The sequence below is a fragment of the Rhodococcus sp. PvR044 genome (assembly GCF_040548995.1).
Taxonomy (GTDB): Bacteria; Actinomycetota; Actinomycetes; order Mycobacteriales; family Mycobacteriaceae; genus Rhodococcus_G; species Rhodococcus_G oryzae.
In genome coordinates this window covers 56,520-82,544 of sequence record NZ_JBEPSX010000006.1, presented here as the reverse complement: position 1 = coordinate 82,544, position 26,025 = coordinate 56,520, and the positions used below count along the sequence as shown (strand labels likewise).

Below are 26,025 nucleotides of genomic sequence, written 5' to 3'. Positions count from 1 at the left end.
ATCGGGGCCGTCCGGGCTTGCCCTGGGCACGCGGGTGTGAACACTGCGGGACTACCGGCGGAAGGTGTCCCGGTCCAGGCGCAGCGTGCCGATCGTGGTGGCGAGCATGTCGTACTGGCCGACCAGCAGGAGGAACTCGATCATCCGGCGCTCGTCGAGATGCGCGGCCAGCGCCGACCAGTGCGCGTCGTCGAGGTCCTTCGTGGCGACCAGCGTGTCGACCGCCGCCAGCATCGCCCGCTGCCGATTGCTCCAGCCGGGTGCCTCCGGCCCGGCCAGCACCCGGTCGAGCAGCTCGGGGGTCACCCCGGCCCGCGTGCCCAGCCGGATGTGGTGGTCCATCTCGTAGTCGCAGCCGCGCAGGTGCGCGACGCGCAAGATGATCAGCTCGGTCTCGTGCCGGGAGATCCGGCCGCCCGGCATCAGTCCCGCGCCGAAGTGCAGCCAGCCCCGGAAGGTGCCCTTGGTGCGGCCGAGCGTGCTGAACAGCTGCGCGTCAGGGGTGCCCGAGACCGTCGACAGCACCCGCCACACCACCCAGTTGATCGGCCCGAGCTGGCGCAGCCGGCCCGGGGTGATCCGCGCGCTCACCGGGCGCTGTCCGAGAGACGGAGCGGCAGCTCGGGTTGCGCGGTGGTGTACCTGGTGTGCTCGGTCCGCGCGATGGCCAGCGCCTGCGCCATGTGCGGCTGCGGCCGGAGCTCGACGATCCGCTGCGCCGCCATCCGGCAGTGCAGCAGCCCGCCGACCCAGCCCGGCGCGTAGATCCGCTTGCGGCGCCGGGCAATTCCCTTCTCGAAGGCGGTGATCGCGACCTCGAGCGGAGACATCGCGGTGAACATGCCCGACCACTTGATCTTGTCCGCGGCGGCCGTGTCGAAGCCGATCGAGATCATGTCGGTGTCGATCTCACCCAGATATCCGACGCCGACGCGGGTACCGAGGTGGCGCATCTCCACCCGCAGAGTGTTGCCGAGCGCCTCCGCCGCGGCCGCCGTCGCGCTGTACGCCCCGAGCAGGGGGAGCTGTGCCCCGACGGCCCCGGAGGTGATGATCAGCGCGTACCCGTCGCGGTGTCCGATATGCTCGCCCGCCGCGCGCAGGGTGTAGTAGGTGCCCATCAGGTTGACGTCGACGATGCGCTGCATGACGGCCGGGTCGCCGCCGAGCATCGGCAGCTGCGCCCCCACACCGGCGTTGGCGATCACCACGTCGAGCCCGCCCAGTTCGTCGACGATCCCGGCGACGGCCGCGTCGACCTGGGTGTGGTCGCGCACGTCGCAGTAGCGCCACGGCGCGTTCCCGCATGCCGTCGCCACCTGCTCGAGCAGTTCACGCTCGAGTCCCAGCAGGCCGACCTTCGCGCCGTGGGCGTGCAGCCGCTTGGCGAGGGCGGCCCCGATGCTCCTTGCCGCGCCGGTGATCAGGACGCGGCGCCCAGCCAGCCCCTCCTCGAGACTTCTTGCCATCGCGTTCCACACCCTCTGTGTCCTTACTCAACGGTAGTAAAACGCTACACCGGACGTCCCCGCGAGCGGCGGACATTCGCGGTCCGGCCGGTCCCGCCGAGTGTGCAGGTGTCGGGGCATCGCCCGGGAGCGGGCGACCGTAGGTGCACGCTCGCGGGCGGCTACTCGCGGATCGCGCGGGCCATCGCGGAGCTGGCCACCGCCTGGCCGGTGCGCTCGACGACCAGGTCCCTGGACCGGATCAGGTGCAGGTGCAGCTCCCCGGCCGCGGGCCCCAGGTCCCCGGCGAGCAGGCCGCGCACGATCTTCAGGTGCGAGTCGATGGTGGCGCGGACGCGTTCGGGGGTCCATGGGTCCAGCCGGCGCACCGGGCGCAGTTTGCTGTGCACCGAGTCGAGCGCCTCGCTCAGTGCCGGATTGCCCGAGGCCCGCAGCAGCGCGGTGTGGAAGGCCTCGTCGCTCGCGATGAAGTCCGGGCCCGACGCCGGTGGTTCCGCCCGCATCCGGATCCAGCGCTCGAGCTCGGCGCGCAGGATGTCCTGCGCGTGTTCGAGCCTGCGGTCCTCGATGACCCGGTCGATGCCCCTCAGCTCGACGGTCATCCGGAGCTCGTACAGCCCGTGCAGGTCCTCGAACCTCGGCCGGTACGGGAACAGCCCGCCGTCCTCGCGGGCGACGAGCTCCTCCGACAGCAACCTGGCCAGTGCCTCCCGCACGGGGGTGCGGGAGACGCCGTACAGCTCGGCGAGGCGCTCCTCGCCCAGGCGGTCGAGCGGGCTGAACCGCCCACAGACCAGGTCATCGCGGAGCGCCCGGTACACCTGCTCTCCCAGGTGTGAATGTTCCTGACGCGCCCGCGATCTCGCGGCCATGGTCAGATGGCCATCGCCGCGCGGACTGCGGACTCCGCGCCTGGCGAACGGACGCCGCGGCCGCCCTCGCCGGTCGAGGTGATCCGTCCGGATTCGAGCACGTAGTAGCTCTGCGCCGCCTGCAGGGCGAAGCCGATGTGCTGTTCCACCAGCAGCACACCGAGACCGCCACGGCCGGTGAGCTCGACGATGGTGCTCTCGATCTCGGCGACCACGGACGGCTGGATGCCCTCGGTCGGTTCGTCCAGGATGAGCATCCGGGGCTCGGTGATCAGGGCGCGGGCGATCGCGAGCTGCTGGCGCTGGCCGCCGGAGAGCAGCCCGGCCCGCCGCGTGAGCAGGCCCTTGAGGGCGGGAAACAGGTCGAGTGATTCGTCGATCAGCGCCCGTCCCCGCTTGCGACCGTCGGCCACGACCTGCAGGTTCTCCGCGGTGGTGAGCTGCCCGAAGGACTGCTGTCCCTGCGGGACATAGGCCAGGCCTCGGGCCACCCTTGCGCTGGGGCGCAGCTTGCTGACGTCCTCGCCGTCGAACAGCACCTGGCCCGAGTTGATCTTCAGCAGCCCGACCGCGGACCGGAGCAGGGTGGTCTTGCCTGCCCCGTTGTGTCCCATCACCGCGGCCACCCCGTCGGCCGGCACCTCGACGGTCACGCCGTGGATGACCTCGGTGCGCCCGTAGCCGGCGCGAACGTCCCTCAGCTCAAGCATTCTCGGTCTCCTTCGTGGCGGTGGGCTCGGGCTCGGCGGCGGAGGCGGTGCCGAGGTAGACCTGCTGCACCTTCGGGTCGGCCTGGACCTCCTCCACCGTGCCCTCGGCGAGGACCTTGCCCGCGTGCAGCACGGTGACGGAGGTGGCGAACGCGCGCATGAAGTCCATGTCGTGCTCGACGACGACAACCGTTCGCTCACCGCCGATGCGCCGCAGCAGATTTCCGGTCTCCTCGCGTTCGTCGTGACTCATACCCGCGACGGGTTCGTCGAGCAGCAGCACGTCGGCGTTCTGCACCAGCAGCATGCCGATCTCGAGCCACTGCTTCTGCCCGTGCGCGAGGATGCCCGCAGGCTTGTCGCGCAGGTGGCCGAGGCCGGTGATCTCGAGCGCCTCCTCGATCTGCGGGCTGACGGAGCCGCGGCGACGGAGCAGGGTCAGCGCGGAGCGACCCGCGCCGGCCGCGATGTCAAGGTTCTGCAGGACGCTGAGCTGCTCGAAAACGCTTGCCGTCTGGAAGGTTCGGCCGACGCCGAGCCGGGCGATCTTGTGCACCTTCTTGCCGATCAGTTCCACGCCCGACTTGGCGACCGAGCCGGTCGCGGGCACCAGGCCGGTGATCGCGTCGACCAGGGTGGTCTTGCCCGCGCCGTTGGGGCCGATGAGGAAGCGCAGGTCGCCCTGCATCAGGGTCAGGTCCACCCCGTCGACGGCGGTGAACCCGTCGAACGTCACCCGCAGGTCCCGGACCTCGAGGTACTGGCTGGACATTCCGGCGTTGCCGCCGAACACGGGAGCTGTCGCGTTGGTCATCGGGCCACCTCGAGTTCGGGAAGGGCATCGGGGGTCTCGTCACGGGGGGCGTCGGCGCGCGGCTTTCGGCGCCGGATCAGCTCGATCAGTCCGGCGACGCCCGCGGGGAAGAAGCCGACCACCACGATGAACAGCAAGCCCTGGGCGTAGATCCAGCCGGAGGGGAAGTTCTCGGACAGGGTGGACTGCGCCCATGCGACCCCGATGGCGCCGAGCACCGGACCGAGCAGGGTGGCGCGGCCGCCGATCGCGACGCCGATGAGGAACGCGATCGAGGGGACGATACCGACGTCGGCGGGGGAGATGATGCCGACGATGGGGACGAACAGGGCCCCGGCGATGCCGGCGAAGAAGGCCGCGACCACGTACGCGACGACCTTGATGTTCGCCGGGTCGTAGCCGAGGAACCGGACCCGCTCCTCCTGGTCCCGGACCGCGACCAGCAGTTCGCCGTAGCGGCTGTACATCAGCTGCCGGGTCAGCGCGACGACCAGGAGCAGCACACCGGCGGCGATGAAGAACAACATCCGCTTGTTCGCGGGGTCGTTGAGGTTGAAGCCGAAGAAGGTACGGAACCTGTTGAGCCCGTTGCTGCCTCCGATCGTTTGCTGGCCGACCAGCAGGATCGCGAAGGCGGCTGCGAGCGCCTGCGACAGGATGGCGAAGTAGGCGCCCTTGACCCGGCGCTTGAACACGCCGAGGCCGAGCACGAACGCGACCAGTGCGGGCACCACGAGGATCGCGAGGATGGTGACGAACGGCGAGGTGAACGGCGTCCAGTAGCCGGGCAGCTCGCTGATCCCCGCGATCTGCATGAAGTCGGGCACGTCGTTGCCCTTGAGCTCGGCGTCCGCGATCTTGAGGTGCATGGCCATCATGTAGGCGCCGAGTCCGAAGAAGACGCCCTGGCCGAGGGTGAGCATTCCGCCTCGGCCCCAGGCCAATCCGATCCCGACGGCGACGATGGCGAAGCAGAGGAACTTGCCGAGCAGATTCAGCCGGAAGTCGCTGAGCACAGCCGGAGCGAGGCCGAACAGCACCAGAGCGGCGAGACCGAATCCGGCGAGCGGCCGCCAGCGGGTGAGCATGCCGGTCATACGAGACTCCTTGTCTTCACGGCGAACAGGCCCTGCGGGCGCACCTGGAGGAAGACGACGATGATCACGAACAGGATGACCTTCGCGATCGAGGCGGTCGTCGAGTACTCGATGTAGGAGTTGAGGATGCCGAGGGCGAACGCCGCGATCACCGCGCCCTTGATCTGTCCGAGGCCGCCGACCACCACGACCAGGAACGCGTCGATGAGGTAGTACTGGCCGACCGTGGAGCTGGTCGAGCCGATCAGGGTCAACGCCACACCCGCGACGCCCGCCAGGCCCGAGCCGATGAAGAAGGTGGTGATATCGGTTCTGCGGCTGGAGATTCCGCTCGTCTCGGCGAGGTCGCGGTTCTGTACGACGGCCCGGATCCGGCGCCCCATCGGGGTGGTCTTGAGTGCGACGGAGAGCACCGCGACGCAGACGACGGCGAGCACCAGGATGAAGATGCGGGTCTTCGGGACGACGGCGCCGAGGATGTCGACACCGCCGGAGAGCCACTCCGGGGCGACCACGTTGACGGCGGGTGCCCCGAAGATGTCGCGGGCGAGCTGCTGCAGGATCAAGCCAACGCCGAACGTCACCAGCAGGGTGTCGAGCGGGCGGTGGTACATCCGCTGCACGAGGGTCACCTCGAGCAGCACCCCCATGGCCCCTCCGACGAAGAAACCGACGAGCAGAGAGATCAGCAGGGACGACCCCGCCGTCGAGAACACCTGTTGCACAACGTAGGCGGTGTACGACCCGGCCATGATGAATTCACCGTGGGCCATGTTGATGACGCCCATCTGGCCAAAGGTCAGTGACAGTCCCAGCGCTGCCAGTAGCAGGATCGACCCGATACTCAGGCCGGTGAACAACTGTCCGATCACGACATCCATGTCGAATGCCCGTCCTCTCTACTCTCTGTCGTCGGCTGCTCGGGTCGGCTACTTGCTGGCCAGGCTCTCGGCCCAGGAGTAGCTGGTCAGGTACGGGTCGGGCTCGATCGGGCTGCCCGAGTCCCAGACGGTGTAGATGAGGCCGTCGGGCCGGATCTCTCCGATGCGGGCGGTCTTGGTGATGTGGTGGTTGTCGCCGTCGATCGTCACAAGCCCCTCGGGAGCGTTGAAAGTGACTCCGTCAGAGGCGTTCTGGATGTCCTCGACGGCGAAGGAATTGGCCTTCTCCGCGGTGTTCTTCCACAGGTAGACGGAGGTGTAGGCGGCCTCCATCGGGTCCGAGGTGGGCTTGGTGGCGCCGTACTTGGCCTTGTAGGCGTCGACGAACTTCTTGTTCTCCGGGCTGTCGATGGTCTGGTAGTAGTTCCAGGCGGTCAGCTGGCCCGCGATGTTCTGCGCACCGATTCCTGCCACCTCCTCCTCGGCGATGGAGACCGAGACCACGGGCATGTCGGCGGCCTTGAGGCCGGCGTTGGTGTACTCGCGGAAAAAGGCGACGTTGGAGTCGCCGTTGAGCGTGTTGAACACGGCGTCGGCGTCCGCGGACCGGACCTTGTTGACGATGGTGGAGAAGTCGGTGGAGCCGAGCGGCGTGTAGTCCTCGCCCTTGATCTCGATGCCGTTGGCGGCGGCGTAGGCCTTGATCTCGCGGTTCGCGGTCTGCGGGAACACGTAGTCGCTACCGACCAGGTAGAGCGACTTCACGCCCTTTTCCTTCAGGTAGTCCAGGGCCGGGATGATCTGCTGGTTGGTGGTGGCGCCGGTGTAGAAGATGTTCTTGGAGTCCTCGAGGCCCTCGTACTGGACGGGGTAGTAGAGGAGCGAGTTCTTGTCCTCGAACACGGGCAGCATGGCCTTGCGGCTCGAGGAGGTCCAGCCGCCGAAAACCGCTGCGACACAGTCACTGCTGATCAGCTTCTCGGCCTTCTCCGCGAAGACCGTCGGCTCGGAGGCGCCGTCCTCGGCGACGATCTCGATCTTCTTGCCCAGCACGCCACCGGAGTTGTTGATCTCCTCGACGGCGAGTGCGATGGAGTCACGGACGGTGACCTCCGAGATCGCCATGGTGCCGGACAGCGAGTTCAGCGAGCCCACCTTGATGGTGTCGCCGGAGGTGTTCACACAGGATTCGGTGGTGCCGGACGCGGCGGTCTCGTCGCCCGCCTTGCTGCCGCACGCGCTGAGCACCAGGCCGACCGCGGCCAGGGCCGCCGGGGCAACGAGGGCGCGCTTGGAGATCGTGGTCCTACGAGAAACGGACATGTACAGCCTTTCCTTCGTCGGGGAGGCGGCCGCCGGACAGCGCGCGCCGCACACCGAACACGCCCTGTATCCGCGATGCGTATACAGGGCTGTATTCGTGTGAGCGCAGACGATATGGGCGCGTTGTTGCGCCTGAATGTCACTGCGTGACTTGTTTGTGTCCCGGATTACCGGCAGGTGAACAGGTCTGCCCGAGCAGCGGTTTCGCCGGCTCGGGCCGTCGCCGAGTGTGCAGTTTCCGGGGCATCGGCCGAGTGCGGCGTCGATAACTGCACACTCGGCGGGCGGCGGCGGTGAGGGTGGGCAGTCGAGATGGTGGGCTGGCCGGGAGTCAGCGGATGAGGTACGGCGACACCGAGCTGCGGTGCTCGTTGATGTCGAGTTCCTTGCCGAGCGGGGGGAAGGCGCGCTGCGGGCAGTTCATTCGCTCGCACACCCGGCAGCCGGCGCCGATCGGGGTGGCAGCCGCCTGGTTGTCCAGGTCGAGGCCATCCGCGTAGACGGTGCGGTGCGCGTGCCGGAGCTCGCAGCCGAGGCCGATGGCAAAGGTCTTGCCCGGCTGGCCGTATCGGGCCGCTCTGCGCTCGACGGTCCGCGCCACCCACAGGTAGCTGCGGCCGTCCGGCATCTGCGCGATCTGGGTCATGATCTTTCCGGGGTACCCGAACGTCTCGTACACGTTCCACAGGGGGCAGGTGCCGCCGCTGGAGGAGAAATGGAAGCCGGTGGCGGACTGCCGCTTCGACATGTTGCCCGCCCGGTCGACCCGGACGAAGGAGAACGGCACGCCGCGGAGCTTCGGGCGCTGCAGGGTGGAGAGCCGGTGGCAGATGGTCTCGTAGCTCTGCGAGAAGAAGGCGGACAACCGCTCGATGTCGTAGCGGAATTCCTCGGCGATGTCGTGGAACTGGGTGTACGGCAGCACGGTTGCCGCGGCGAAGTAGTTGGCCAGCCCGAGGATGGCGAGCGATCGGGACGACTCCGAGGTGAAGTTCCCCTCGTCGACCATCTTGTTCAGCAGATCCCCGCACTCGAGGTAGGCCAGCTCGGCGGCGAACTTGAACACCTTCTGCCCGCCGGACAGGTGCGGGGAGATCTCCAGCACGCGGGACTCGGGGTCGTAGCGGTGCAGCACACCCTCGCCGAGGTCGATGCGCTGCACGATCTGCACGTCGTGGACGTTCTCGAGCCGCCTGGCGATCTCACCTGCGACGTCGCCGCGGTGGAAACGCATCCGGGAGGTGAGCTCCTCGGCGGCGGTGTCCAGCTCGTGCAGGTAGTTCTGCCGTTGATAGAAGTAGTCCCGCACCTCCTCGTGCGGCATCGTGATCGACCCGCTACCGCTGCCGTCGCTGTACCGGTCCTCGGTTGCCGCGGCCAGCTGCGCGGTGGTGTTGCGGTAGCGACGGTGCATGTTCACGATGGCCTTGGCCAGGCTCGGGTGCGCGGACACCATCTCCGCGATCTCCTGTGCATCCGAGTCGATACCCATCTCCTGGTCGAGCGCGACCTCCCGCAGCTCGGCGATCAGCCGGGTGTCGTCCTGCGAGGAGAAGAAGGTGGTGTCCACCCCGAAGACCTCGGTGATCCGCAGCAGCACGGGCACGGTGAGCGGCCGCACGTCGTGCTCGATCTGGTTGAGGTAGCTCGCCGAGATCTCCAGCGTCTGGGCCAGGGCGGCCTGGCTCATGGCCCGCTCGGTGCGTAGCTGACGCAGTCGCGCGCCGACATAGGTCTTCGCCATTTCTCCAGGTTACGAGGGGTGTCGGGGGTTGGCAACAATGGGTTCGCAGGATTAGCTCCGCGCGAGGGGGCACGCGGGGCAGGAGGCGACGCGGCGCGCTGGGACACTGGGCCGATGACGAACGATCAGCCCGCAGGCCTCGAGGTCGGGGCGAGCCTGGCCACCGCGATGCTCAGCCCCGTCTCGGGCGGGCTGCTGCGCACGTGGACCGAGGAGGGGACCAGGCTGTGGAGCGTCGACGACCCGGACGGGCTCAGTGACCTGCTGGGGCGCGGGCTCATCGCTCGTACCTCCGTGCCGGACGACCGCTTCCGTGAGACGGTGCTCCTCGACGCCGCGGCGGGCACCCTGCTGGTGCAGGACGGGTCCCCAGGATCCGCGGAGGACGCTCAGACCCGGGCGTTCCGGCTGGGCGACCCCGTCCGCCCCGAGAGCAACCCCTGGACCGACCTCGATCAGTTCCTGGCCGCCGCCGCGGCGTCCGCCGTCGAGCGCGGCGAGTACTGGGTGGTGGAACTCGGAGGCTGGGATGCGCCGCCCGAGCCGTACTGCTTCTTCGGGATCGTCGACGACGAGGGGGAGCGGGTGGCGGTGATCGAGACGGCGCCGGTGCCGCGGGACACCGGGGTCTGGCCGGAGGTGCCTGACGACGGCAGGCCGGGAACGTCGGTGTCCTCGCCTACCTCCGAGGACACCATCGAGGCCGCGGGGATCTTCGCGGTGACCGCCATCGAGTCCTGGGGCGTCGCGCCGTGGGACGTGGCGTTGACCTTCGGGCACAGGGCGCCGTAGTCCGCCCCTCCGCTCGGCGACCACTCGGTCGCACCCACGCCCGCTTTCCCTGACCCTCCCGCCCGGACGCCGATGCCGCGCGGGCTCGTTGCCGTGCGCGGATTCCGTTCTCTACCTTCAGAACTCGCGGTGAAGCGCCGACCATTCTCGCGTAGTTCACCGAACGACCCCTCGAGGCGCCCGAACTAGCCCGGTGATGGGTGGGTAGATCCGACACCTTGGGTGTCTTCTGGTCCCCGCGCCGATGGCTCAATCTTGTTCATGTCACTTCGAGAACGAAAGGAGGTAAGGAAATGCGTCGAATCAAGTTCACCGTCGCCGCTCTCGTCGGCTTTGTGCCGCGAAAAGCGCCGGGCATGTACGAATGGTCCTGACAATGGTCAACAGTGCGGGCGGTCGAATTCGATTTGACCGCCCGCACTTTCATTAGGAGATGTGAATGGCACGGCCACCAATCCTCGGTACATCGCGAGCCGGGCTGGCGGAGACGTACGATCGCGGGCGGCTGGCCTTTCTGCTCGACGCCGCGGCGCTCGGTCCGATAGTCGAACTCTGGCCGGGAACTTTCCTCGTGTCGGGTCATCGTGAGGTACACGACGTACTCGTCGGGTCGAATCGCAAGTTCTTGTCGACCCAGAATTTTCTCAGAAGCAAGGTGTCGGGCGACCTCGGATCCGAATCGGTGCAGCGGTGGATGAAGTCACGCAAGGCGGCCTCCGCGGCGTTGGCATCGCGCCAGCGTCTCGAGGACCACCAGGTCGAACTCGCACATGACACAAACGCGATCGTCGGGAGTTGGTTGGGCAGGGCGGTCGGCGATCGAGAGCTGATCGACACCTTGCAGATCCTCACGTCCACGTCTATCACCCGGTACTGCTTTGGAACTCGAAACGCTGACGAGATTCCTGCTCTCGCACAAGAACTTCTCGACGCGCTCTTCCCGATCACGGCGAGTCCCTTCGTCCTCCCCCGATGGTTGCGCTGGCGGCCGTCCGATCTGCGGGTCCGCAGGGCGTTGCGCACTCTCGAATCGGCGGTGGCGAAACTGGCGCTGGCGCCCGGATCGGACGGATTGTGTGATGACCTGCGACAGGCAGACCTCCCGCTCAAAGATGTTGTGCAGATGATTATTTCGACACTCCTTGCTGCGCACGGCGTGCCGGCGTCGGCCATCCTGTGGGGGATGGTCGAGCTCGGGGCGCGGAGCGCCCTCCAGGAGCAGCTGCGGGGTGAGGGCGGCGCAGGCGCGCTCACGCGCGTGGTGTCGGAGACGCTCCGCCTGTGGCCGCCCTCGTGGATGTTGGGCCGTGACGCGGCCGAGGACATCCCTTTCGGGGACTGGGAAATGAAGGCGGGCAGCGTGGTGATGGTGTCCAGCTGGGTCACCCACCGGGTATCGCCCACCTTCGCGTCGACCGGTGGCGACTTCAGGCCCGAGCGGTGGATCGACGCCGCGCCGGAGCGCGGCGAGTTCATACCATTCGGCGGTGGGCCGCGATGGTGTGTTGGCGCGAAGTTCGCGGAGCGGGAGATGTCGACCGTGTTGGGTGAGATCGTCCGAAATTCCACGATGCGAATTCAGCTGTCGGGCGCCGAACTGAAGGTGAACGAGCGCAGAACCCTCACCCCCGAAGGATTCTCGATGAGGTTTTACCTCCCGGAAGGCACGTGAATGCGCGGACAACTCCGGTCCAGGCTGGGGTTCGCTTTCCTTCTCGCCGGCCCCGTCGCAGATTCCGCCATCGTGGTGACAACGGCGGCGCTGGTCGTTTCGGCCGGAGGAGATGCGGCGCTCCTTGCGTTGGCGTTCGGCGCTCGATGCGTCGGAATCCTAGGAGCGGGGATCATTGCAGGCACGTTGGCGGACAGGCTCGACAAACGGGCGATCATTCTTTCGACCTATGCCGGTCGTTGCGCGCTGATTGCCGTACTTCCCGCGCTCGCAGGCGGGCTGCACATTCTGCTCGTGATGATCGCGCTGGGCGTGTGTAGCGGGCTGTCGCAGCCTGCCGCGGCAACCGCGGTCTATCTTTCGGTTCCACGCGACGATCGGGCCGGTCAGCTGGCGACCTGGCATTCGCTGAGCCTCACCGTGCAGGTGGTGTCGCCCGCGGCCGCGGCTCTGCTCATCTCGGCCACCGGACCCACCGTGTCGGCATTTCTTCTTGTCGCGGCCGTTGCGGTGGGTGCCACTGCCGCAGGTGCGCTCGCTCCGAGTCCGACGCGAACCGACGCCCCCGCGGGGCTGGTCCAGGACACGCGCGCGGGTTTCCGATTCATCAGGGACAGCCAGTGGCTGCGGACCGTGATCCTGGTGTCGGCGGCACAAACAGCGCTCCCGGTCCCGGCCTGGCTCCTGATCGTGAACGCGGGGTCGGGCGATCGATGGTTCGCGGGCGCCCAGGGTTATCTCATGGCCCTGTTCGCGCTCGGCGGCATCGTCGCAACGAGGCTGCTGGGACGGCGGATTCCCTCTCGCGCAGCGCAGTCGGCGTTGCTGGCGCAGGGGGCGATCTGCATCGGCCTGGTGGCGCTGAGCCTCTTTCCGCCGTTTGCGGTCATGGCAGGGGTGGCGCTCCTCGTCGGCGCCGCGATTCGATTGGGCAGCGTCTGGGCGGATGTCCTCGTGGCGACCCAGGTGCCCGAAGCGATGCTCGGACGCGTCGCCGGACTGGGTGCGACCCTCGCCAATGTATGCATGCCGATCGGTTTCATGGTCGCAGGCGCGCTGCAGGCGCCGCTCGGCCCGGCGGTGACCGCGGGGCTCGCGGCCGCGGCGAGTGCGGCCATCACGGCCGTCGGTGTCATGCGGGTTTCGGCGCCCGCGCAGGCTCTGCCGGTACGGAGCACGGTCTGACGTCAGGCGGTGTCCGCGATCGGGGGCTATCGTCTCGCCATGCCTTACATGGAGCGCTCGGGAGACGTGTTCGTCCTCTACCTCGGAACCGAGGGTGAACGAGACGAGGAGAACGCGTTCAATCCGCGATGGCTCGACGAGGCCGAGGCGCTGCTGGACGAGGTCGAGGCGAGTCAGGGCCCGGCCGCCCTGGTGACCACCGGGGTCGGGAAGTTCTATTCCACCGGCCTCGACACCGTCTGGGTCGCGCAGAACCTGGGGCAGCTCAACTCGTACATGGATCGTGTGCACGCGCTCTTCGCGCGGGTGTTGACCTTTCCGATGGCGACCGTCGCCGCGATGCCGGGCCACACGTTCGGCGGTGGAGCGATCCTGGCCACCGCGCACGACCATCAGGTGATGCGCGGTGACCGCGGGTTCTTCTGTCTGCCGGGCATCACGGTCGGCATCAGCTACACGCCGGGGGTCCTCGAATTGCTGACCGCACGGCTGCCTGCGCGGGCGGTGCACGCCGCGCTGACGAGCGGTCGCCGATACGGCGGGACCGACGCGCTGGCCCACGGACTCGTCGACGAGCTCGCGGCCGGGGACGACGTGCTCGCCAAGGCGGTCGGCCGTGCTCAGGGACTGGTGCACACCCGCGGGCGCACGCTCGGCGAGATCAAGGGCTCGCTGTACGCGGGCGCCGTGGCCGCCCTCCGCACCCCGTCGGCCAGCCTGGAGACGCAGGAAGCGGCGGTGACGGCGCAAGGGTGACCACCGAGCGGTGGCCGGCGGTCAGGCCCAGGGGTTCTCGCGGGCGAAGACGGTCGGGAAGCTCAGCGCCACGCCGTCCGCGTCGGCAAGCCTGGTGAGCACCGTCATCGTGCGGTCGAGGTCGTCGCCCGCGTAGGGGAGCGCGCGCAACGGTTCGGACAGCGGCCGGGAGAAGTCGTCCCAGTGGATCAGCACTGCGCGCCTGGCGCCGACCTCGCGGACGGTCTCCCGCCAGTACTCCTCGATGTACTCCTCCGGCTGGATGCCGAGCTGACCCACCCCGAGGTAGGCCACCTCGGCCCGCCTGCCTGCCAGCGCGCCGCGCACGTACCCCGCGCTGCCCTGCACGAGCAGTGACCTCCCCGAGGCCGGGTGGCCGACGACGATCGACCAGGCCTCGCCACACCGGTACGCCGACACCCGCGTCGGCGGAACGACCGGCTCGGTGATCTCACCGGGAAAGCGATCGGGTGGGCAGTGATGTGACGCGACCATGGCGACCTCGAAGCCCCCGAGCCGCAGGCAGGCCCCTTCGGCGACGACCGCGATGCGATCCGGCCGCAGCCCGTGCCCACGACCGATCGAGGCGGTGGACTCGCCGCCGACGAGCAGCCCGCCGGTTCGCTCCGCGACGGCCGCGGAGTCCAGCGCGTGGTCGAAATGGGTGTGCACCGGGATGACCGCGTCGAGTCGGGTGACGGCCGCCATGGAGAGTGCGGCGTCGATCCGGTCCGGGTCGGGGGCGATCCTGCCCAGTAACACCCTCGGTAGGCCCGGCCTGGTGAAGAACCCGTCGGTCATGATCGCCGACGAGCCGTCGTCGAGGAGCAGGCTCGCGACGCCGAGAAACGTGACCGCGAGCCCATCGGTCGCCGGGGTGAGATCGAATCGATCGGCGTACCGGTTGATGTCGGGGCGTCCGAGCCGCAGTCTCATGCCGGCACGTTAGCCGGAGGCGTGGCCACCGTCGCGGACCTCGTCGCGACGGTGGAACGAGTCGTTCGGCGACCTTCGGGCGACGTGATTGCCCTCACAGCCGGATCGGGTCCACCGTGATCGGGCGTCGGCGCGGTCCTCCGCGGAGCCGGGATGTCGGCGCGACCGCGGCAGTTCGCGTGCCTCGAACAATCCGCAGGTCGGAACCTACTTGCCGGTAGATCGCCAACCTACTTGCCGGTAGCCAAGCGCTCGCTTGGCCGGTATGAACTTTGCAAAGTTAGCAACCCGGGTTGAAAACCTAGCCAAGATTGGCATTAGCAACAGGTAGACGGCAGTTTTTGTGTATGCCACTCTCGTTAAGTACATACGAAGGGCCTGGCAAGGATGTGAAGCAGTACATCCGTACCGGACCAGCAGATACAAGAGAGTGGAGCCTCGATGTCGACCACCGGCACCCCGAAGACCGCAGCTGAGATCCAGCAGGATTGGGACACCAATCCCCGCTGGAAGGGACTCACCCGTAACTACACGGCCGAGCAGGTCGTCAAGCTCCAGGGCTCCGTCGTCGAGGAGGCCACCCTGGCCCGCCGTGGCTCGGAGATCCTGTGGGACCTCGTGAACAACGAGGACTACATCAACTCCCTCGGTGCCCTCACCGGCAACCAGGCAGTGCAGCAGGTGCGCGCCGGCCTCAAGGCCATCTACCTCTCCGGCTGGCAGGTCGCCGGTGACGCGAACCTCTCGGGTCACACCTACCCGGACCAGAGCCTCTACCCGGCCAACTCGGTGCCGCAGGTCGTCCGTCGCATCAACAACGCGCTGCTGCGCGCCGACGAGATCGCCAAGGTCGAGGGCGACACCTCCGTCGAGAACTGGCTCGCCCCGATCGTCGCGGACGGCGAGGCCGGCTTCGGTGGCGCGCTGAACGTCTACGAGCTGCAGAAGGCCATGATCGCGTCCGGCGTCGCCGGCTCGCACTGGGAGGACCAGCTCGCGTCGGAGAAGAAGTGCGGCCACCTCGGTGGCAAGGTGCTCATCCCGACCCAGCAGCACATCCGCACCCTGACCTCGGCGCGTCTCGCGGCCGACGTCGCGGACGTCCCCACCGTCGTCATCGCGCGTACCGACGCCGAGGCCGCCACCCTGCTCACCTCCGACGTGGACGAGCGTGACCGCCCGTTCCTCGACGGCACCCGCACGGCCGAGGGCTTCTACGGCATCAAGAACGGCATCGAGCCCTGCATCGCTCGCGCCAAGGCCTACGCGCCGTACTCCGACCTCATCTGGATGGAGACCGGCGTGCCGGACCTCGAGGTCGCCAAGAAGTTCTCCGAGGCCGTCCGCAGCGAGTTCCCGGACCAGCTGCTGGCCTACAACTGCTCCCCGTCCTTCAACTGGAAGCAGCACCTGGACGACGCGACCATCGCGAAGTTCCAGAAGGAGCTCGGCGCGATGGGCTTCAAGTTCCAGTTCATCACCCTGGCCGGCTTCCACTCGCTCAACTACGGCATGTTCGACCTGGCCCACGGCTACGCCCGTGAGGGCATGACCGCCTTCGTCGACCTGCAGGAGCGCGAGTTCAAGGCCGCCGAGGAGCGTGGCTTCACCGCCATCAAGCACCAGCGTGAGGTCGGCGCCGGCTACTTCGACAAGATCGCCACCACGGTCGACCCCAACACGTCCACCGCGGCGCTGAAGGGCTCCACCGAAGAGGGCCAGTTCCACTAGGAACCCCCGCTTCACCTGCACCACCCGTCCCACCCACCGCGGGGCCCACAGCCCGGGCCCCGCGGTGCGGACGACTCCACTAGACGATGAGGAGCTGACGTGACCAGCGAAAAGATTCAGCGCGTCGGCGTGATCGGCGCAGGCATCATGGGCGCCGGAATCGCCGAGGTGTGCGCCCGCGCACATGTCGATGTTCTGGTGTTCGAGCAGACCCGCGAGCTCGCGGCTGCCGGCCGCGCCCGCATCCTGCGGTCGCTGGACCGCGGTGTGAGCAGCGGCAAGATCACCGAGCGCGAGCGGGAGCAGGCCGCCTGGCGGCTGCGCTTCACCTCCGATCTCGGCGACTTCGCCGACCGGCAGCTCGTCGTGGAGGCCGTCCTCGAGGACGAGAAGGTCAAGAGTGCGATCTTCGCCGAGCTCGACCAGGTCGTCACCGACCCGAACGCGGTGCTGGCGTCCAACACCTCCTCCATCCCGATCATGAAGCTGGGCATCGCGACCAAGGCGCCCGAGCGCGTGATCGGCATGCACTTCTTCAACCCGGTGCCCGTGCTCCCGCTCGTCGAGCTGGTCACCACCCTCAAGACCAGCGCCGCGGTCTCCGAGCGGGCCGAGCAGTTCGCCAGCGAGGTCCTCGGCAAGCAGGTCGTCCGTTCGGCCGACCGCTCCGGCTTCGTCGTCAACGCGCTGCTCGTGCCGTACCTGCTGTCGGCGATCCGGATGGTCGAGTCCGGTTTCGCGACCAAGGACGACGTGGACCGCGCGATGGTGCTCGGCTGCAACCACCCGATGGGCCCGCTGGCCCTGACGGACCTGGTCGGCCTCGACACCGTCAAGTCGATCGCGGACTCGATGTACGAGGAGTTCAAGGAGCCGCTGTACTCGGCGCCGCCGCTGCTGCTGCGCATGGTCGAGGCCGGTCTCGTCGGCAAGAAGTCCGGCGCGGGCTTCTATGAGTACGGCGAGAACGGTCGGAGCACGAAGAAAGCAAGCTAGCCAGCTTCACCAGTACGCACCTTCGGCGCCCGTGCGCGATTTTCACCCCTGCCGGGGTACCGATCGCGCACGGGCGCGAAGCGCATCGAGGGAGAGGTCGACACGATGTCCAACAGCGCCGCCACCTACGGCTCCAGCGTCCTGGGGTACCCCAGGATCGGGCCCCGACGCGAACTCAAGCGGGCACTCGAGGCGTATTGGCACGGCAAGTCCAGCCAGGCCGAGCTGATCGCCGTCGGCCGGGAGCTCCAGGAGCAGACCTGGAGCGAGCTGGCCGCGACCGGCCTGACGCAGGTTCCCGGCAACACCTTCTCCTACTACGACCACGTGCTGGACAACGCGCTGCTCTTCGGCGCCGTGCCCAGCCGGTTCGCCCCGCTCGAGGGCGAGCTCAACGAACTCGACTTCTACTTCACCATGGCCCGCGGCAGGCCCGACTTCCCGCCGCTGGAGCTGGTGCGGTTCATCGACACCAACTACTACTACCGTCAGCCCGAGCTCGACGAGCGCACAGTGTTCACCCTGCGCGCAGACGCGCTGATGGACGAGTTCGAACGGGCCAAGGCGCGCGGCATCGAACTGCGCCCCGTGCTCCTTGGCCCCGTTTCGCTGTTGCTGCTGTCGAAGGCGAGCGCCGATGCGGCGGACGACTTCTCGGTGCTCGACCTGCTGGATTCGCTGCTGCCGCAGTACGAGGCGCTGTTCGAATTGCTCGCCAAGGCCGGGGCGACCTGCGTCCAGCTCGACGAGCCCGCCTTCACCCAGGACCGCACGCAGGAGGAACTGGCCGCGCTCGGCCGGGCGTACACCACGCTGTCCCACGCGCCGCTGCGCCCGCGGATCCTGGTCACCGGCCCGTACGGGAATCTCGGTGAGGCACTGCCGATCCTGGCCGCCACGAAGATCGAGGCGCTCGGACTCGACCTGGTCTACGGCAAGGTCGCGGCCGACGAACTGGCGAAGATCCCCGGCCTCAAGCGCAAGCGCCTCTACGCGGGCGTCGTGAACGGCCGAAACGTGTGGCGGGCAGACAACCTCGTCACGCTCACCTACCTGTCCTCGCTCAAGGACGTTATCCCGGATCTGGTTGTCTCGACGTCCTGTTCGCTGATGCACGTGCCGTACGACGTGCTGGCCGAGTGGGAACTCGACGGCGACGTCGCGGACCGGCTCGCCTTCGCGAAGCAGAAGGTCGGCGAGGTGGTCTCACTGGCCAAGGCGCTCACCGAGGGCCCGTCGGAGCGCTGGCGCAAGAAGCCGACGAAAGTGCATTTCAAGCAGAAGCACGAAGTGCGCCAACGGGTCTACGCCATCAAGGCCGAAGACCGCATCCGGGCTCCGTACGAGGTCCGTCGGCTGGCTCAGCAGGAGAAGCTGAACCTGCCGAAGGTGCCCGCGACGACTCTCGGCTCGTTCCCGCAGACCGATGCCGTCCGCCAGGCGCGGTACGAGCTGGGTCAGGGACGGCTGGAGTGGGCTGACTACGTCAAGCGCATCCAGGCCGAGATCGAGAGCACCATCCGGCTGCAGGAGGACATCGGCCTCGACGTCTTCGTGCACGGCGAGCACGAGCGCAACGACATGATCCAGTACTTCGCCGAGCTGATGGACGGATTCGCGTCCACGCACAACGGCTGGGTGCAGGCGTACGGGTCGCGTTGCGTGCGTCCGCCGATCCTCTTCGGTGACGTCCGCAGGCGGGGGCCGATGACCGTGGAGTGGATCGGCTACGCGCAGTCGCTGACCGACAAGCCGGTCAAGGGCATGATCACCGGTCCGATCACCATGTTGGCGCGCTCGTTCGTCCGGCAGGACCAGCCGCTGCACGAGACCGCTGATCAGCTGGCGCTGGCGATCCGTGACGAGGTGGCCGACCTTGAGGCCGCGGGCATCTCGATCATCCAGGTCGACGAGCCGGCGATCCGGGAACTGCTGCCGCTGCGGGCGGGCGGGCGCAAGGAGTACCTGGACTGGGCGGTCGACGCGTTCAAGCTGGCTACCGGCGGTGCCAAGCCGGAGACGCAGATCCACACCCACCTGACCTATACGACCCAGAAGTCGGTGGTGGACGCGATCGAGCGGATGGACTGCGATGTGACCGCGATCGTGGCGACCCGTTCGATCACCTGGGTGCTCGACGCCATCAAGGAGCGCAAGCTCACCCACGGCGTGGGACCCGGTGTGTACGAGAGCCGTTCGGCCCGAATCCCGGACATCGATGAGCTCGACGAGCTGCTCACCGAGGCCTCGGAATCGGTGGAGCTGGACCGACTGTGGGCCAATCCCGACGGCGGCCTCAAGACCAGGCACTACTGGCAGCTCGAGCCCTCGCTGCGGAACCTGGTGGCGGCCGCGCGCCGCCTGCGCCGCCGCGCCGAGAAGGCCGCCGCGGCCGAATAGGCGTGGACACGCGGAAGGCCCCGGACCTCACGGTCCGGGGCCTTCGTGCATTCGGGTGATGAAGCGGGCCGGTCAGGAGCCCGAGCTGCCGGCCGAGCCCGAGCCGAAGCCCGGCTTGTCGGGCAGGTTGTTGCCGTCCGAGTCGGGTCGGTGGATCTTGACGGTGACCGGGCCGGTGCCGTCTGCCTGGACGGTGACCGTGCGGGCGCCCGTGGGGGAGGTGGTGTGGCCGCCGGTGACCTCGGTGACGTAGCCGGCGGGGTAGTGCCGGTCGGAGACGTAGATCTCGGTCGGCTTGCTCGACGGCCGCGGCGTGTACGTGTACTTGAAGTCGCCGCCGTCCGGGTTGAACTTCAGGGTGCCGGGGGTGCCTGCGGTGGCCTGCGGGTAGGTGCGCACCAGCTGGTCGCCGACCTGTCCGTGGAACGGATCCGCGCCGCCGCCGGGGCCGAAGATCGATGAGTAGTGCCAGTACTGCCAGCCGGTGAAGCGCTCGTCGGCGCGGAACATCGTGGCCGCCAGGGTGTTCGGGTCGACGTCGCCGAACTCGGTCACCAGGGCCGGCCGGTTGGTGCGGGAGGTCAGCGAATCGATGTGGGCCCAGGTCAGCTCGTGCTGGGCAGGGCAGGCCAGCTTGGCCTTCTCGGGCACCCCGCCGTAGATGCTCATCTGGCTGGGGATGCAGTAGTCGTGCACGGAGAGGGCGATGTTCGGGTCGGTGATCGCCGGGGTCTGCGGTGGGCTGCCCAGGTAGCTGGGCATGCCCTGGTTCCAGGTCACGTTGGGTTCCCAGTACACCGGCACCGTCGCGCTCGCGCCTCGGATGTGGTCGGTCAGCTTCTGCATCGCGGCCTGGTAGGTCCGGTCGAAGCCGGGGCAGCCGCCGGGGAAGCAGGTCAGGAACGGTGAGCCGGGCCAGGGTTCGTTCATCAGCTCGATGCCGAGGACGGCGGGTTTCCCCTCCACCCTGGTGGCGAGCGCTGCGAGGGCGGTGCCGAGGTGGTCGAGTACCCCGTTCTTGTTGGTCCAGACCTCGTCCCAGCCGATGTTCATGCTGGGCATCAGGTAGTTCATCGGGAATCCCGGGTTCGGTTCGCCGGGGAAGGGTCTGGCCTTGATGGACCATTCCGGGAAGCCGTTTCCGCCCCAGGCCGGGCTCAGTCCGTCCTGGTGGTTGTCGAGCAGGACGTGGATGCCGCGGGTGCCGAGGACGTCGACCGTGTCGGCGATCCGGTCGAGGTAGGCGGGGTCGATTTGGCCCTGCTCGGGCATCAGGCCGTCGAAGGACACGCCGAGGCGGACGGTGTTGAACCCGTGCCGGGCGAGCAGGTCGGCGTCGGCGGCGGTGAGGGTCAGTCCGTCCCCCGGGGTGAGGTACGGCGGTTCCTTGTCGACGTTGTTGACCCCGTGCAGCAGGACCGTGCGTCCGTACCCGTCGACGAGGGAACGTCCGTCGATGCGGACCTGGCTGATCGGCGTCGACGGGGCTTCGTCGGCGGCGGCCACCGCTGGTGTTGATGCGAACAGCGTTCCGAGCACCGCGATGCTTGTCGCGAGCAATCTGCGCATGTCACTCCTCAGGGATTCACCGACCCAGTTGGACGATTGTCCAACTGGTGAATTCTAGGGGAGCGCCAGGTGTCCACGCGGGTTTTCGGTGATCCGATGGGGCGGGCGGGTGTAACCCGCCCCATCGTGGCCGCGGAAGCGGTCATAGTGCCTATCGGCCGGCTCCGCTGCCGGTCTCGATGAGCAGCGGGATCCTGCCTGCGTAGTCGGTCGGCAGGTAGACCTCGCGGCTCCTCGTCCACACCTGGCCGGACTCCGGGTCATACTGGGTGGGCATCGAAATCCCCAGCGGCGCATAGGCGCGGAAGCCGTTGGCCTCCGCGGTTCGGGTGGCCCGCCACTGGTGGTCTCCGAACGCCACCACGCCGGCGAGGTCGGTCGCCTGTGACGCGCCGCGCAGGGCGGCGACCTTCGCCGCGGCCCCATCGGTCGACAGATACGCGAGCGTGCCGTCGGGGCGAACGTCGGCCGCGATGGCCACGACGTCGTCCATGTCGTACTTGGTGCGCAGGACGTCCGCGATCGGGGTCTGTGCGTAGACCGGGATGTCCCGATCGCCGCGCGCCGCGACGACCGTGTCCGCGAGCGCCTCGTTGACCGGCCCCGGCTCACCCTCGGTTCGTGCGGGATCCGCCCCCGCCGGCATCCTGTTGCCGAAGCTGAAGGCGATGATCAGCGTGAGCTGGTCGGCCGGCAGGGTCGGCACCGCCCACATATCGCCGGAACCAGTGCCGTCCAGTACCTGGGTCGACCCCGGTGACTCCGCGACCGGTGGTGCCTCGTCTGCGAGTGCCACCGTCACCGGTGCGGCGACGAGCGCCAGCAAGAGTGCCCCCACGGTTGCCGACCGCGCGGGCATCCGCCGGCGCAATCGCTGCTGAGTGGTCATCAGTGAACTCTCCTTCTCCTTGTCGGCATATCTGCTGTTCAGCGCTTCGCGGCCGTCGGGCCGCCCCGCTTGGAGGCAAATGCTAAGTGGCCACTAGGTCTTCTGGATGACTTTCGAGAAGACGCGGCATGAACGTCTCCTGTGGCTCGGTCACCGAATAGGCTCGAGCGATCAGTGCCCGACACTCGCAGAAAGATCGTGATGACAGCCGAGGGGCCGGACCGAGATCCAGACGACGAGTCACCCAGGGGTCGGCCTCGCCCGCGCCGCCGATACGCGCCGGGTGAGGACAGGCACGAACGCATCCTGATGGCCGCCGTCCAACACTTCTCCCGCTTCGGGTACGCGAATTCGTCGCTGGCGCGAATAGCGGCCGATGCCGGCGTCAGCGATGCCGGACTGCTCCACCATTTCGGGACGAAGAAGGAACTCTTCCTCGCCGCCATCGCACTGCGGGAAGATCCCTATGCCGACGCCTTCGATGCGACCGGCACGGTGCGGGATCTGTTCCATCAGTTCACCGTTGCGGTTCGCAACAGCATGCGTCGTCCCGAACTGGTGCGCTTCCGTGCCGTTCTCAGCGGGGAGGCGTTGCTCGAATCGAACCCCGCGAGCGAGCGCCTGCGCGGCAACCTGATCGTCTCGCTGCGAATGCTCGTACCCGTCGTCGAGCGGGGGATCGAGGAGGGGGAGATCCGGCCGGACGTCGATGCCCGCCAGGTGATCCTCGAACTGCTGGCCCTGAACGAGGGTCTCCGCGATCAGTGGGCCACCGTCCCCGACGACATCGATCTTCCGCAGGTCTTCGAATCGGCCGCCGACTCGTTGCTGCGGCGGATCACGGTCGATCGGTCTGGGCTCGGCTGAGTCGTGACCGCCAGACCTGCGACGAGGTCGGTCGCGTTGCGCGGAATCGGCTCGGCCTATAGAAACTTACGCATGCTCACAGTTTCCGCCTACGCCGCGACCAGTGCCGACGGACCGCTCGAGAAGGTCGGCATCGAGCGCCGGGACCTGGGTCCGCTCGACGTGCTCATCGAGATCAAGTACTCGGGCATCTGTCACTCCGACATCCACACCGCGCGCAACGAGTGGGGCGGCACCCACTATCCGGTGGTGCCGGGTCACGAGATCGCGGGCGTCGTCGCCGCCGTCGGCTCCGAGGTCACCCTGCACGAGGTCGGGGACCGCGTCGGCGTCGGCTGCTTTGTCGATTCCTGTGGCGCATGCGATGCCTGCGCGTCCGGGGACGAGCAGTACTGCACCAAACGAGTTGTACAGACCTATAACTCGCGTATCGGCGACGGCGAGTACACGATGGGTGGGTACTCCACTCACATCGTGGTCACCGAGGGGTTCGTGCTCAGCATCCCGGACGGTCTCGCGCTGGACGTCGCGGCGCCGCTGCTCTGCGCGGGCATCACGCTGTACTCGCCCCTTCGGCACTGGGGCGCGGGTCCCGGCAAGCAGGTGGCGATCATCGGCATGGGTGGGCTCGGGCACGTCGGGGTGAAGATCGCCGCCGCGCTCGGTGCGGAGGTGACCGTGCTGAGTCAGACGCTGAGCAAGCAGGACGACGGGTTGCGCTTCGGTGCCCACCACTACTACGCGACGAGCGACCCCGCGACCTTCAAGGCGCTGCGGTCGAGGTTCGACCTGATCCTGAACACCGTCTCGGTGAACCTCGACATCGACCTGTACATGTCGACGCTCGCGGTCAACGGGGCGCTGGTGGAGCTCGGCCTGCCCGAGAAGCCGATTCGGGTCAGCGGATTCTCGCTCGCGTCGAACCGGCGCAGCCTGGCCGGGTCGATGGTGGGTGGGATCGCCGAGACGCAGGAGATGCTGGACTTCTGTGCCGAGCACGGGATCGGCGCGGAGATCGAGGTGATCCCCGCGGACCGCATCAACGAGGCCTACGACCGGGTGGTGCGCAGCGATGTGCGCTACCGATTCGTCATCGACGCCGGGACCTTCTGACGCGGTCCGCGTCGCTTCACTCCTGACGCGGTCCGGGTCGGTTCAGTCGGCGCGCTGCTGCGCGGTCCTTCGCACGAGTCGCACGAGATCGCCTGCGGGACCGTCGAGTTGGCGTGGTGGTCGCCAGACTGCCCGGAGGGTCCGGCCGAGCTCGAGGCCGTCGACGTGGATCACCCGAAGCTCGCCGGTCCGCACCTGATCCTTGACCGCGAGCGTGCTGAGGACGGCGGGTCCGACCCCGCCGAGCACGCTCGTCCGGATTGCGGCGGCACTGCCCAGTTCGAGGATCGGCTTCGCGCGTTCGTACTCCTGGAGGGCCAGGTCGAGCGTGGTCCTGGTGCCCGACCCGGGCTCACGGACCAGGAGCGAGGTGGCGGCGAGTTCGGCGATGGTCAGCGGCCGCCGTCGGCGGGTCCACGGGTGGTCGGGCGGAACGACCACCACCAGCTGGTCACGAGCGACGGTGGTGCTGTGCAGTGAGGACGGGACCGAGGGGGATTCGACGAAACCGACATCGCAGGAGCCGTCGGTGACACAGTCGAACACCTGGGCCGAGTTGCGGACCTGCAGATGGACTGTCACATCGGGATTCAAACCCCGGAACCGGCCCAACCATCCCGGCATCAGGTGCTCGGCCACGGTCATGCTGGCGCCGATGGTCAGCTCGGCCGAGCGCTCGGCGCGCATCCCCTCCGCGACATCGAGCAGTTGGCTTGCGTCGGCGAGGACCTGGCGTGCCCAGTGGGCGATGACGGTCCCCTGGGGCGTCAGCGTCGAACCGGTCGGTTTGCGCTGCAGAAGGGGCATCCCGAACTGGCGCTCGAGTTGCTTCATGGATCGGCTGGCGTTCGGCTGCGCGATGCCCGCGATCCGGCTGGCGGCGCTGAGGCTCCCGTGGTCGTCGACGCCGACGAGCAGTTCGAGGACGCCCATCTCGGGCCAACGGCGGGTCATACGCGCATGGTATGCCCAACGGGATCTCCATATCACTGTGATATGAGGTGTTGGTAAATCACCGGCTACCGTACTTAGCTCGGGTAACGGACAGTCGATGCATGAGCAGAAAACTGAGCGGGTCGAATCTCGTTCGCGATCGGGCAGCCGCGGATACGCCTCCCGCGCAGCCGGGCAACGAGCGGACCGATGTCCTTCCCGGCATCGCGCTCAGCGTGGTCGGCACGCTGGTCGCGATGGGGGTGGGGCGGCTCGTGCCCACCGTGAGCCCGATGCTGATCGCGATCGTGGCGGGGGCGCTCGTGGCGAACCTGTTCACGATCGCGCCCAGGTTCCGCCCCGGGCTGGCCTTCTCGTCCAAGCGCCTGCTCCGCGTGGGCATCGCGCTCCTCGGGCTGCAGCTCATGTTCAGCGACATCCTCGGGCTCGGCTGGGGCGTCATCGCGGTTGTCGTGGCGATCGTGTGCCTCGGCATGGCCGGGACGATGTACGCGGGCAAGCTGCTCGGGCTGTCGTGGACCCAGCGGGTCCTGATCGCCTGTGGATTCTCCATCTGCGGTGCGGCGGCGGTCGCGGCCGCGGACGGCGTCATCGACGCCCGCGAGGAGGAGCTGCTCACCGCGGTCGCCCTCGTGGTCATCTTCGGCACCCTGATGATCCCGGCGATCCCGCTCCTGTCGAGCGCCATGGGGCTCAGCGAGGAGGCCGCAGGCATGTGGGCGGGCGGTGCGATCCACGAGGTCGCCCAGGTGGTCGCCGCCGGAGGAGCGATCGGCGGGGCCGCGTTGGCCGTCGCCACCGTAGTCAAGCTCGCCCGGGTGCTCATGCTCGCCCCGGTGATGGCCTACCTGAGCGTGCGCAGTCGGCGCAGGCCCGCCGGTGGCGCCGGTGCCGCGAAGCGCCCGCCGCTCGTGCCGCTGTTCGTGCTGGCCTTCATCGCGTGTGTAGGGCTGCGGTCGACCGGGCTGCTGCCCGGATCCGTCCTTGCCGTGGCGGGGCTGGCGCAGACGGCGCTGCTCACCGCCGCGATGTTCGCCCTCGGCGCCGGGGTGCGCCTTGCGGTCATCCGAGACGTCGGCCCCCGTCCCTTCGTGCTGGCGAGCCTGTCGACCGTCTGGGTTGCGTCGATAGCGCTGGTGGGTGTCCTGCTCGTGAGCTGACGCCAGGAGCACCCCTGGTCGTCGTCCCGATCGGGCGCCATACTCGGTGCATGCCCGGGTGCGTTCGCTGCGGTGGCGGGTGCCCGGGGAGATCC

Annotated in this window: 23 protein-coding genes; 10 read left to right on the top strand and 13 right to left on the bottom strand. The window is 68.2% G+C overall.

All coding sequences use genetic code 11. The features are described 5' to 3' along the window. Positions 1 to 51: 51 nt before the first annotated feature. From ABIC28_RS15520 to ramB, 9 genes are all read right to left on the bottom strand, one after another. Positions 52 to 591 carry a carboxymuconolactone decarboxylase family protein gene (locus ABIC28_RS15520; protein WP_097210186.1) on the bottom strand — a complete coding sequence of 180 codons (540 nt, stop codon included), beginning with the start codon at positions 589 to 591 and terminating at the stop codon, positions 52 to 54. Beyond that, positions 588 to 1,469, bottom strand: a complete 882-nt coding sequence (locus ABIC28_RS15515) for an SDR family NAD(P)-dependent oxidoreductase (RefSeq protein ID WP_097210342.1) — start codon at positions 1,467 to 1,469, stop codon at positions 588 to 590. The genes ABIC28_RS15520 and ABIC28_RS15515 overlap by 4 nt, the downstream gene beginning before the upstream one ends. 161 nt (positions 1,470 to 1,630) lie before the next feature. Then, the gene (locus tag ABIC28_RS15510; protein ID WP_097210187.1) at positions 1,631 to 2,341 is read right to left on the bottom strand and encodes a GntR family transcriptional regulator; all 711 of its coding nucleotides are present in this window, start codon (positions 2,339 to 2,341) and stop codon (positions 1,631 to 1,633) included. Positions 2,342 to 2,343: 2 nt separating this feature from the next. Next, positions 2,344 to 3,051 (bottom strand): urea ABC transporter ATP-binding subunit UrtE, encoded by a 708-nt coding sequence (gene urtE, locus ABIC28_RS15505; RefSeq protein ID WP_097210188.1) that lies wholly within the window; start codon positions 3,049 to 3,051, stop codon positions 2,344 to 2,346. Further along, complete coding sequence (gene urtD / locus ABIC28_RS15500; protein ID WP_097210189.1) at positions 3,044 to 3,865, bottom strand: urea ABC transporter ATP-binding protein UrtD; 822 nt, start codon at positions 3,863 to 3,865, stop codon at positions 3,044 to 3,046. Before urtD ends, urtE begins: the two co-directional genes overlap by 8 nt. Next, positions 3,862 to 4,962: an urea ABC transporter permease subunit UrtC gene (gene urtC, locus ABIC28_RS15495; RefSeq protein ID WP_354579680.1), complete on the bottom strand. Its 1,101-nt coding sequence runs from the start codon at positions 4,960 to 4,962 to the stop codon at positions 3,862 to 3,864. The genes urtD and urtC overlap by 4 nt, the downstream gene beginning before the upstream one ends. Beyond that, positions 4,959 to 5,843, bottom strand: a complete 885-nt coding sequence (urtB, locus tag ABIC28_RS15490) for an urea ABC transporter permease subunit UrtB (protein WP_097210191.1) — start codon at positions 5,841 to 5,843, stop codon at positions 4,959 to 4,961. The genes urtC and urtB overlap by 4 nt, the downstream gene beginning before the upstream one ends. Before the next feature lie 48 nt (positions 5,844 to 5,891). Next, positions 5,892 to 7,166 carry an urea ABC transporter substrate-binding protein gene (gene urtA, locus ABIC28_RS15485; protein WP_269588533.1) on the bottom strand — a complete coding sequence of 425 codons (1,275 nt, stop codon included), beginning with the start codon at positions 7,164 to 7,166 and terminating at the stop codon, positions 5,892 to 5,894. A gap of 331 nt (positions 7,167 to 7,497) precedes the next feature. Beyond that, positions 7,498 to 8,910, bottom strand: a complete 1,413-nt coding sequence (gene ramB / locus ABIC28_RS15480; RefSeq protein ID WP_097210193.1) for an acetate metabolism transcriptional regulator RamB — start codon at positions 8,908 to 8,910, stop codon at positions 7,498 to 7,500. A gap of 114 nt (positions 8,911 to 9,024) precedes the next feature. Between ramB and ABIC28_RS15475 the strand changes: the two genes are divergently transcribed. From ABIC28_RS15475 to ABIC28_RS15460, 4 genes are all read left to right on the top strand, one after another. Beyond that, a complete protein-coding gene (locus tag ABIC28_RS15475; RefSeq protein ID WP_269588534.1) occupies positions 9,025 to 9,702 on the top strand; it encodes a hypothetical protein in 678 nt (225 codons plus the stop codon). 439 nt (positions 9,703 to 10,141) lie between these two features. Further along, on the top strand, positions 10,142 to 11,374 hold the full coding sequence (locus ABIC28_RS15470; RefSeq protein ID WP_097210194.1) for a cytochrome P450: 1,233 nt from the start codon (positions 10,142 to 10,144) through the stop codon (positions 11,372 to 11,374). Beyond that, a complete protein-coding gene (locus tag ABIC28_RS15465) occupies positions 11,375 to 12,559 on the top strand; it encodes an MFS transporter (protein ID WP_354579676.1) in 1,185 nt (394 codons plus the stop codon). A 39-nt stretch (positions 12,560 to 12,598) separates the two neighbouring features. After that, a complete protein-coding gene (locus tag ABIC28_RS15460) occupies positions 12,599 to 13,315 on the top strand; it encodes an enoyl-CoA hydratase/isomerase family protein (RefSeq protein ID WP_097210344.1) in 717 nt (238 codons plus the stop codon). A 21-nt stretch (positions 13,316 to 13,336) separates the two neighbouring features. Here the strand turns inward: ABIC28_RS15460 and ABIC28_RS15455 are convergent, their stop codons facing one another. After that, on the bottom strand, positions 13,337 to 14,251 hold the full coding sequence (locus ABIC28_RS15455; protein ID WP_097210196.1) for an MBL fold metallo-hydrolase: 915 nt from the start codon (positions 14,249 to 14,251) through the stop codon (positions 13,337 to 13,339). Positions 14,252 to 14,692: 441 nt separating this feature from the next. Here ABIC28_RS15455 and aceA point away from each other — a divergent pair, with 441 nt between their 5' ends. The 3 genes from aceA to metE all read left to right on the top strand — a co-directional run bounded on the left by aceA (position 14,693) and on the right by metE (position 19,378). Then, entirely contained in the window at positions 14,693 to 15,982 is a 1,290-nt protein-coding gene (gene aceA, locus ABIC28_RS15450; protein WP_097210198.1) for an isocitrate lyase, read from the top strand. A gap of 99 nt (positions 15,983 to 16,081) precedes the next feature. Further along, positions 16,082 to 16,978, top strand: coding sequence for a 3-hydroxybutyryl-CoA dehydrogenase (locus ABIC28_RS15445; protein ID WP_077040593.1), 897 nt, complete (start codon positions 16,082 to 16,084; stop codon positions 16,976 to 16,978). A 105-nt stretch (positions 16,979 to 17,083) separates the two neighbouring features. Next, positions 17,084 to 19,378 (top strand): 5-methyltetrahydropteroyltriglutamate--homocysteine S-methyltransferase, encoded by a 2,295-nt coding sequence (gene metE / locus ABIC28_RS15440; RefSeq protein WP_097210199.1) that lies wholly within the window; start codon positions 17,084 to 17,086, stop codon positions 19,376 to 19,378. Positions 19,379 to 19,450: 72 nt separating this feature from the next. Here metE and ABIC28_RS15435 read toward each other — a convergent pair whose 3' ends face one another. Next, the gene (locus tag ABIC28_RS15435) at positions 19,451 to 20,947 is read right to left on the bottom strand and encodes an endoglycoceramidase I (RefSeq protein ID WP_354579672.1); all 1,497 of its coding nucleotides are present in this window, start codon (positions 20,945 to 20,947) and stop codon (positions 19,451 to 19,453) included. Between the two features lie 151 nt (positions 20,948 to 21,098). Then, positions 21,099 to 21,836 carry a hypothetical protein gene (locus tag ABIC28_RS15430; RefSeq protein WP_143548377.1) on the bottom strand — a complete coding sequence of 246 codons (738 nt, stop codon included), beginning with the start codon at positions 21,834 to 21,836 and terminating at the stop codon, positions 21,099 to 21,101. 309 nt (positions 21,837 to 22,145) lie between these two features. Here ABIC28_RS15430 and ABIC28_RS15425 point away from each other — a divergent pair, with 309 nt between their 5' ends. Next, positions 22,146 to 22,703: a TetR/AcrR family transcriptional regulator gene (locus ABIC28_RS15425; protein ID WP_209928559.1), complete on the top strand. Its 558-nt coding sequence runs from the start codon at positions 22,146 to 22,148 to the stop codon at positions 22,701 to 22,703. A 72-nt stretch (positions 22,704 to 22,775) separates the two neighbouring features. Then, positions 22,776 to 23,816: an NAD(P)-dependent alcohol dehydrogenase gene (locus ABIC28_RS15420; protein ID WP_097210203.1), complete on the top strand. Its 1,041-nt coding sequence runs from the start codon at positions 22,776 to 22,778 to the stop codon at positions 23,814 to 23,816. Between the two features lie 42 nt (positions 23,817 to 23,858). Here ABIC28_RS15420 and ABIC28_RS15415 read toward each other — a convergent pair whose 3' ends face one another. Beyond that, a complete protein-coding gene (locus ABIC28_RS15415) occupies positions 23,859 to 24,770 on the bottom strand; it encodes a LysR family transcriptional regulator (RefSeq protein WP_097210204.1) in 912 nt (303 codons plus the stop codon). 101 nt (positions 24,771 to 24,871) lie between these two features. On the opposite strand from ABIC28_RS15415, the gene ABIC28_RS15410 reads away from it, so the two are divergent. Further along, positions 24,872 to 25,930, top strand: a complete 1,059-nt coding sequence (locus tag ABIC28_RS15410; RefSeq protein WP_097210205.1) for a YeiH family protein — start codon at positions 24,872 to 24,874, stop codon at positions 25,928 to 25,930. The last annotated feature ends 95 nt before the right edge of the window (positions 25,931 to 26,025 follow it).

Bases quoted from the DNA above. Each gene is read 5' to 3' on its own strand.
- ABIC28_RS15515 (WP_097210342.1), bottom strand. From the start codon at position 1,469: ATGGCAAGAAGTCTCGAGGAGGGGCTGGCTGGGCGCCGCGTCCTGATC.
- ABIC28_RS15510 (WP_097210187.1), bottom strand. From the start codon at position 2,341: ATGGCCGCGAGATCGCGGGCGCGTCAGGAACATTCACACCTGGGAGAG.
- urtE (WP_097210188.1), bottom strand. From the start codon at position 3,051: ATGCTTGAGCTGAGGGACGTTCGCGCCGGCTACGGGCGCACCGAGGTC.
- urtD (WP_097210189.1), bottom strand. From the start codon at position 3,865: ATGACCAACGCGACAGCTCCCGTGTTCGGCGGCAACGCCGGAATGTCC.
- urtC (WP_354579680.1), bottom strand. From the start codon at position 4,962: ATGACCGGCATGCTCACCCGCTGGCGGCCGCTCGCCGGATTCGGTCTC.
- urtB (WP_097210191.1), bottom strand. From the start codon at position 5,843: ATGGATGTCGTGATCGGACAGTTGTTCACCGGCCTGAGTATCGGGTCG.
- urtA (WP_269588533.1), bottom strand. From the start codon at position 7,166: ATGTCCGTTTCTCGTAGGACCACGATCTCCAAGCGCGCCCTCGTTGCC.
- ramB (WP_097210193.1), bottom strand. From the start codon at position 8,910: ATGGCGAAGACCTATGTCGGCGCGCGACTGCGTCAGCTACGCACCGAG.
- ABIC28_RS15475 (WP_269588534.1), top strand. From the start codon at position 9,025: ATGACGAACGATCAGCCCGCAGGCCTCGAGGTCGGGGCGAGCCTGGCC.
- ABIC28_RS15470 (WP_097210194.1), top strand. From the start codon at position 10,142: ATGGCACGGCCACCAATCCTCGGTACATCGCGAGCCGGGCTGGCGGAG.
- ABIC28_RS15465 (WP_354579676.1), top strand. From the start codon at position 11,375: ATGCGCGGACAACTCCGGTCCAGGCTGGGGTTCGCTTTCCTTCTCGCC.
- ABIC28_RS15460 (WP_097210344.1), top strand. From the start codon at position 12,599: ATGCCTTACATGGAGCGCTCGGGAGACGTGTTCGTCCTCTACCTCGGA.
- ABIC28_RS15455 (WP_097210196.1), bottom strand. From the start codon at position 14,251: ATGAGACTGCGGCTCGGACGCCCCGACATCAACCGGTACGCCGATCGA.
- aceA (WP_097210198.1), top strand. From the start codon at position 14,693: ATGTCGACCACCGGCACCCCGAAGACCGCAGCTGAGATCCAGCAGGAT.
- metE (WP_097210199.1), top strand. From the start codon at position 17,084: ATGTCCAACAGCGCCGCCACCTACGGCTCCAGCGTCCTGGGGTACCCC.
- ABIC28_RS15435 (WP_354579672.1), bottom strand. From the start codon at position 20,947: ATGCGCAGATTGCTCGCGACAAGCATCGCGGTGCTCGGAACGCTGTTC.
- ABIC28_RS15430 (WP_143548377.1), bottom strand. From the start codon at position 21,836: ATGACCACTCAGCAGCGATTGCGCCGGCGGATGCCCGCGCGGTCGGCA.
- ABIC28_RS15425 (WP_209928559.1), top strand. From the start codon at position 22,146: ATGGCCGCCGTCCAACACTTCTCCCGCTTCGGGTACGCGAATTCGTCG.
- ABIC28_RS15420 (WP_097210203.1), top strand. From the start codon at position 22,776: ATGCTCACAGTTTCCGCCTACGCCGCGACCAGTGCCGACGGACCGCTC.
- ABIC28_RS15415 (WP_097210204.1), bottom strand. From the start codon at position 24,770: ATGACCCGCCGTTGGCCCGAGATGGGCGTCCTCGAACTGCTCGTCGGC.
- ABIC28_RS15410 (WP_097210205.1), top strand. From the start codon at position 24,872: ATGAGCAGAAAACTGAGCGGGTCGAATCTCGTTCGCGATCGGGCAGCC.